Genomic DNA, 6,760 nt, shown 5'->3' on the forward strand with positions numbered 1-6,760 from the left:
TCGTTTTTACTGTTTTTGGTTTATTCAACCGTTCTTAAAAATGTAAAGAATTTTCGAGAATCGTATGTGTTTCACTGTTTAGTTATCAAGGTTGTCTGTCTTGCGACAGCTCATTTAATTTAGCATAGTTTTTTTGCATTGTCAACACCTTTTTTCTAATTTTTTCCATTTTTTTATTTTTTTCGAATTATATCCCTAAAAAGTATTCTATTTCACACAGTCAAACAGATGGCATCATTTGCTTCACTACTTGCTCATAAATAAAAGACCGTTCCGAAAATCAGAAATATGTTTCTGTCTCAGAACGGCTTTTCAATTCTATCTCTACATCTCTTTCATCTTAAAATCTGCTTTCCCATTCTGCTTCACAACATACAAAGCCGCATCTGCGCTTCTACATAAAGAGATAAAGTCCTCTCCCTGTTCTGGAAACGCTGCTCCGCCTGCGCTGGCAGAAAGTATTACCTGTTCGCCTGTTGATAAGGTCAAATGTGAGATTTTTTTCTGGAAATCCTTCATATAAGTCTGTATTGTTTCGATATTAAGCTTCTTCAGGTACATAACAAATTCATCTCCGCCATATCTACCCAGAATACTGTCTTCCGGGAAGCACTGCTTCATCATTCTGGCGAAATGATGCAGACAAAGATCTCCATTGTCATGACCGTAAGTATCATTATATGTTTTGAAATTATCCACATCAATAAAAATGAAAACTCCCGGCACTTTTTTATGAAGTTCTTCTTCTACTGCATTCTGAAATGCCCTGCGATTCAGAATCCCTGTCAGAGGGTCAATTGCGGACAGGCCTATATAATGCTGTTTATCTTTTTTCTCAAGAAACAGAATTGTTAGCATATACAGAAGTGTAAATCCTATCAGAATGCTTCCATACACTCCTACCCAGACAGAGAAATGCTGGGTAATATCAGAAATATTTTTATTCGCCAGTTCAACAACTACATACCATCCCGGCATACTGGAAATATTTCTGTAGGATATAGTAGATTCCTCTCCCCTGATCTTGGCTGAGAATCTGCCCTCCTTCTTTCCGGAACGCATATCTTTGATCCACTGATTATAAGAATATCCTTCATCATAATTGAAATATTAATCAATATCCTATTTCCAATGATATAACATTATTTAATTTCTTTACCTACATCTCTATCTCGCTCATTCTCCATCTGAGCCTTTGCTTTCCGGGCAATTCTTGCATTGCTGTTCATAATACTGGCTCTGGTGATCATGCTGTTGCCATATTTACTTCGGATCGCATCCATGGCAGCATCCAGTTTCTGGTGTCTTTCTTTATCTGTAGTGTCTTCAAACAGTGATAATTGTTCGAAACCATCTTCTGTAAGATTAGTCAACGCTACTCCGATCAGGCGCAAAGGCTGCCCTTTCCAGAATTCTCCAAATAATTTCTTCGCATTTCTGTAAATCTCGTCTGTCAGATCTGTAGGATTTTCAAGTTTCGTCTGGTGGGAACGATTCTTGAAATCCAGAGTACGAAAAGTCACGGAAATACAGGTACATTTCTTTTTCTTACGCCTCATTCTCGTTGCAAGTACGTCACACTGTTCCAGTAATACAGGCAATATCTGTTCCATGGAAATGATATCATCATTAAAAGTAGTTTCCACGCTAAATCCCTTTGCTTCTTCAGGCTGGGCACGGACAGGGGAATCATCAATTCCTCTGGCATATTCGTATAACTGATGTCCGGCTTTTTCACCAAGCAGTGCCTGGATTCTTTCTTCCCGCTCATGTGCCAGATCTCCAATGGTCCTGATCCCTGCTTCCACTAATTTCTTCTCTGATACTTTTCCAAGAAACAACAATTCTCTTACAGGAAGCGGCCACATTTTTGCGGGAATTTCATCTGGAAACAAAGTGTGTACTTTATCTGGTTTTTCAAAGTCAGAGGCCATCTTTGCCAACAGTTTATTGGTGGAGATTCCTACGTTTACAGTAAAGCCAAGTTCCTTATATATCTTATCTTTGATCTCATGTGCTGTTGCAATGGGATCCGGATAGATCAGCGATGTGCCGGTCATATCCAGAAAAACTTCATCTATGGAAAAAGATTCCATGACTGGTGCATAGGAAGCACAGATTCTCTTAAAAGCTTTGGAACACTGGTCAAAAAGTGCAAAATCACCTGGAACAACTGTCAGGTTCGGACATTTTCTCAGAGCCATTGCCATAGGCTCGCCCGTCTGGATACCGTATTTCTTTGCAGGAATTGATTTTGCAACTACAATACCTGTACGCTTCTTCGGATCACCACCGATACAGGCAGGAATCTCCCGCAGATCCGGCAGTCCCTGCTTTACTCTCCTCACTGCCTCCCAGGAAAGAAAGGCGCTGTTTACATCTATATGAAAAATCAGGCGTTCCATATGTTTCACGCTCCTTTTCATCTTTTAATTAATTGTCAAACGGATATTCACAACCCGTTTCGCTACTTGCTTGATTTGGTAAAAAAATCAGCTACCTCTTTTAACTTTCTTACAGTTTAGCATCTTTTTACCGGATGTTCCATATTTTTTCATAAGATCAAAACAGAGAGAACCATGTCTGACGATTCTCTCTGCTTTCACACAACTGTATATCATTTCCTCTCCTATCACGAAGCATTTCCCATGATAGGAAACTCCCTGGTCATATTCCAGAATCTGTACTCCTGTATCCAGAACTTTTTGCTTGAACATATCATAGTCCGTAGCGCCAAACGGATTCCCGTTATTTGCAACAGAATTTGTCATCATTGTCACTGTTTTACATACTGGCAGATTCCATACAGACTCAAAATGCATCTTCATTATCTACAAGGATTCTGGCTTTCTCTCCACTTTTGTTATCACTGAAAAATTCGTCCAGTGTGAAATTCTGCTGTGTTTCTTCTGATGCTTTCCCCTGTCTGGAATATGGAAGACAGACCAGACAGATATAAACAATTACCAGTAATAAAATAATGACAGACTTCTTTGGCTTTTTGATTTTGGTTCTGCTCTTTTCTGCCATATTAATCTGCTTTTACTGCCCAGCGCATTTTGGTGGAACGGGCTCTTCCGTTCTGTGCACACTCCTGTGCAGACGGACGGATCACGTCCTTGGCATAATCAGAATAAATTCCTGCTCTGTATCCTTCTTTGAGAGCTTTCTTTACAAGTTTGTCCTCACCGGAATGGAAAGTAAGAATTGCCACACGTCCGCCTGGGCGCAGAGCATCTGGCAATTTCTCCATGAATTCATATAATACTTCAAACTCACGGTTTACATCAATACGAAGGGCCTGGAATGTTCTCTGGCAGGTTTTCTTAATGGTATCTTTCTTTTCTTTTTCCGGCAAAAAGTCCAGCGTTTTCTCAATGACCTGACGCAGTTTTGTTGTTGTATCAATACGATTACCTTTGCGAATTTCATCAGTAATGGCTTTGGCAAGTTCTTCGCAGTATGGCTCATCAGAATTCTCATAGAGCATTCCTGCAAGTTCATCTCTTGATATGGTATCCAGTCGTTCTGCTGCACTGATACCTGCTTTCTGATTCAGACGAAGATCCAGCGGACCGTCTACTTTGAACGAAAATCCTCTCTTAGGGTTGTCAATCTGCATGGAAGAAACCCCAAGGTCTGCAAGGATAAAGTCAAATCCTCCCACTTCTTTCGCAATCTCGTCGATGGTGCAGAAGTTCTGAAGTTTCACTGTCAGCATGTCTTCACCAAATCCCTGCTCTGCCAGACGTTTTGTGGTTTTTGCAGATTCCTCCGGATCTACGTCTGTGGCATAGATATGACCTTTGCCTTTCAGACACTGGAGCATTGCTTTTGTGTGTCCGCCATAGCCTAATGTAGCATCAAATCCGATTTCTCCCGGCTGGATGTTGAGAAAATCGATGATTTCCTTTACCATAATGGAAATATGCATTCCTGCAGGGGTGTTTCCTTTCTGGATTACATGTTCGATAGTGTCTTTATATTTCTCTGGCTGAAGTTCCTTGTATTTTTCTTCAAATTTCTTCGGGTATTTTCCCTTATAACGAACGCGTCTTTTATGCAGGGTCTGATTTTGATTTTCCATAGTTTTCTCCTTTTTATATCGTACGAAGATTGTATCATATATTGTGACAGTCGTCCAACAAAATGATAATATCATTCTTCCAAAACACTATAAATAAATTCCAAGCATCAAAAACAGCCCCAAACCTTTACCAAAAGATTCAGAGCTGTTCTCTATTTTTCGATACTGTTATTATTAGCATCCAATATTGAAATATTTGCAGATTGCATTAAATAACTCGGAGCAATTACTGAAATTAAAACACATAACTTACGTCCTCCTTATTCTTATTATTTGTGTTAGCTAAGCACAAAAGAATCTTAATTTCCTCTTTATTCAGGAAATTCTGTTCCAGTCTGTCTTCTGAGAGATTTACAGAATAAATCGCATCCGCAGTCTGCAGCAGAGCATCTACATAGCTGTCATTCTCAAGGACGGACTGCTTGAGCTGTTCATAATACTGAGTCAGCTGCTGTTTTGCATCAATTACTTCCCGACTCTGAATGGTCTCAAATGCCAGAATAAAATGATGCAGATTCTCTTCCCTGTCCTTATCTATGAAAATTATCGTAAGGCGTCCATACACGCCCTGATCCTCCCCTTTGTGCTGATACTGCAGTTCCAGAGACGGATGCCTAAGATCAGAATAACCAGTATCACTGTCAGGACTCCGATCCCGGCCTGGATCACACCTGATTATTTCTTCTTTTTCTTATTATCCGCCATTTATAAACCTCTGTAAAAAATACTTTTGTTTCCCTTTAAATAAATTATTTTAACAGAAAAATTTATCTGCTGCATATCTGCCGGCCAAATAGCAGAATTCATAAGCCCAATAGCAGATCCCCAGCAAACTTTATATCATGATAGCATGACCGAATTTTTCTTTCAACAAAAAAACACCCAAAAATTTACTGTTTTTCAAAAGATACATTACAGTAATTTTCGGGTGTTTTTATATACCTCAGACCTGAGCAGATTCAGTTATTTTATTGATACTTTTACTCCTGTGTGATGCCTGTTACTTCATATCCGGCTTCTTTGATCACTTCACGGATCTTATCTTCATCCAGTTTCTGTGGTGCCTGAATCACAGTTGTTCCTTTTTCATGAGAGGAAACTACATCCTCTACTCCAAAAGCTTCTTTCACTGCTTTGTTTACGTGCGCTTCGCAGTGTCCGCACATCATTCCTGTTACATTTACTGTAATTGTTGTCATACCATTACTCTCCTTGTTTTCTTTTATATTTTCCTGATCTCTGCGATCATGAATTTCACTGTTACCGGCGCCCGCATCTGTATCTGCTGTATTTTTACTCTCTGTAACGGCTGTTACATGAATCTCTGCGGTGTTCTGCTTGATCTTTTTATCTTTAGATGCATCATGCACTTTGAACAGATTCAATCTCAGCGCATTAGTTACTACACAGAAACTGGAAAGACTCATTGCAGCTGCACCAAACATCGGGTTCAGAGTCCATCCGAAAATTGGGATCCATACGCCTGCTGCAAGCGGAATACCGATTACATTGTAGAAAAACGCCCAGAAAAGATTCTCATGAATATTCCTGAGTGTTGCACGGCTGAGTCGGATCGCAGCCGGAACATCGCTTAACTGGCTCTTCATCAATACCACATCTGCCGCATCAATGGCAACATCTGTTCCTGCACCAATTGCAATTCCGATATCCGCTCTGGTCAATGCCGGTGCATCATTGATACCGTCACCTACCATGGCAACTTTACCCTTTTCTTTCAAAAAACGGATCACGCTTTCCTTGCCGTCCGGAAGTACTCCTGCGATTACTTCATCTACGCCCGCCTGTGCACCGATCGCTTTGGCAGTACGCTCATTATCACCTGTTAACATGACTACACGAATTCCCATATTCTGCAGTTCTTTCACTGCTCTTGGGCTGTCTTCTTTCATTACATCCGCTACTGCGATCATACCGATCAATTTACTGTTCTTTGTGAAAAGAAGCGGCGTTTTTCCCTCTCCTGCAAGTTTCTCGGCCTCTAAGATCAGTTCTGGTGTTACAGGTACCTGATTACTGATAAATTTCATGCTTCCACCTGTCAGGATTTCATTATTTAAAACTGCACGGAGACCATTTCCCGGAAGTGCCTGGAAATCAGAAACCTCCTGTGCTTTGATCTGCTGCTCCTCTGCTTTCACAAGTATTGCCTTTGCCAAAGGATGCTCACTCTTTTTCTCAAGCGCATATGCATAAGTCAGGAGTTCTTTCTCTGAGATTCCTTCTGCCGGAACCAGGTCTGTTACCTGCGGCTCACCCTTTGTGATCGTTCCAGTCTTATCAAGTGCAACAATCTGAATCTTGCCTGCTTCTTCCAGAGAAACCGCTGTCTTAAACAGGATTCCGTTTTTTGCTCCCATTCCGTTTCCAACCATGATTGCAACCGGTGTGGCAAGTCCAAGTGCACACGGGCAGCTGATGACCAGAACAGAAATGCCTCTTGCCAGTGCAAAACCGAATGGTTTTCCCACAATCAGCCAGATAATCGTTGTCACAATAGCAATGCTGATAACTGCCGGGACAAAAACTCCTGAAACACGATCGGCAATCTTCGCGATCGGAGCCTTCGTTGCTGCCGCATCGCTGACCATCTTAATAATCTGTGAAAGTGTGGTATCTTCTCCTACACGGGTCGCCTCACATCTGATGCTGTCT

General features: G+C 41.0%; 7 protein-coding genes. All 7 read right to left on the reverse strand.

Going from position 1 to position 6,760, the window contains the following annotated elements; translation table 11 throughout:
- Nucleotides 1-324: 324 nt before the first annotated feature.
- Nucleotides 325-1,062: a GGDEF domain-containing protein gene (locus tag ACTNES_RS18420; RefSeq protein ID WP_441040329.1), complete on the reverse strand. Its 738-nt coding sequence runs from the start codon at nt 1,060-1,062 to the stop codon at nt 325-327.
- Between the two features lie 80 nt (nt 1,063-1,142).
- Nucleotides 1,143-2,405: a DNA polymerase Y family protein gene (locus ACTNES_RS18425; RefSeq protein WP_441040330.1), complete on the reverse strand. Its 1,263-nt coding sequence runs from the start codon at nt 2,403-2,405 to the stop codon at nt 1,143-1,145.
- An 87-nt stretch (nt 2,406-2,492) separates the two neighbouring features.
- On the reverse strand, nt 2,493-2,828 hold the full coding sequence (locus tag ACTNES_RS18430) for a hypothetical protein (RefSeq protein ID WP_441040331.1): 336 nt from the start codon (nt 2,826-2,828) through the stop codon (nt 2,493-2,495).
- Nucleotides 2,812-3,030, reverse strand: coding sequence for a hypothetical protein (locus ACTNES_RS18435; protein WP_291805327.1), 219 nt, complete (start codon nt 3,028-3,030; stop codon nt 2,812-2,814). Before ACTNES_RS18435 ends, ACTNES_RS18430 begins: the two co-directional genes overlap by 17 nt.
- Before the next feature lies 1 nt (nt 3,031).
- Nucleotides 3,032-4,087, reverse strand: coding sequence for a 16S rRNA (cytosine(1402)-N(4))-methyltransferase RsmH (gene rsmH / locus ACTNES_RS18440; RefSeq protein ID WP_441040332.1), 1,056 nt, complete (start codon nt 4,085-4,087; stop codon nt 3,032-3,034).
- A gap of 235 nt (nt 4,088-4,322) precedes the next feature.
- The gene (locus ACTNES_RS18445; protein WP_291805322.1) at nt 4,323-4,652 is read right to left on the reverse strand and encodes a hypothetical protein; all 330 of its coding nucleotides are present in this window, start codon (nt 4,650-4,652) and stop codon (nt 4,323-4,325) included.
- A gap of 415 nt (nt 4,653-5,067) precedes the next feature.
- Nucleotides 5,068-6,760, reverse strand: a 1,693-nt coding sequence (locus ACTNES_RS18450) for a metal-transporting ATPase (RefSeq protein ID WP_441040333.1), incomplete at its 5' end; no start/stop codon positions are given.

It is taken from the genome of Blautia sp. HCP3S3_D9 (assembly GCF_052063845.1).
In the GTDB taxonomy this organism is placed as follows: domain Bacteria; phylum Bacillota; class Clostridia; order Lachnospirales; family Lachnospiraceae; genus Blautia_A.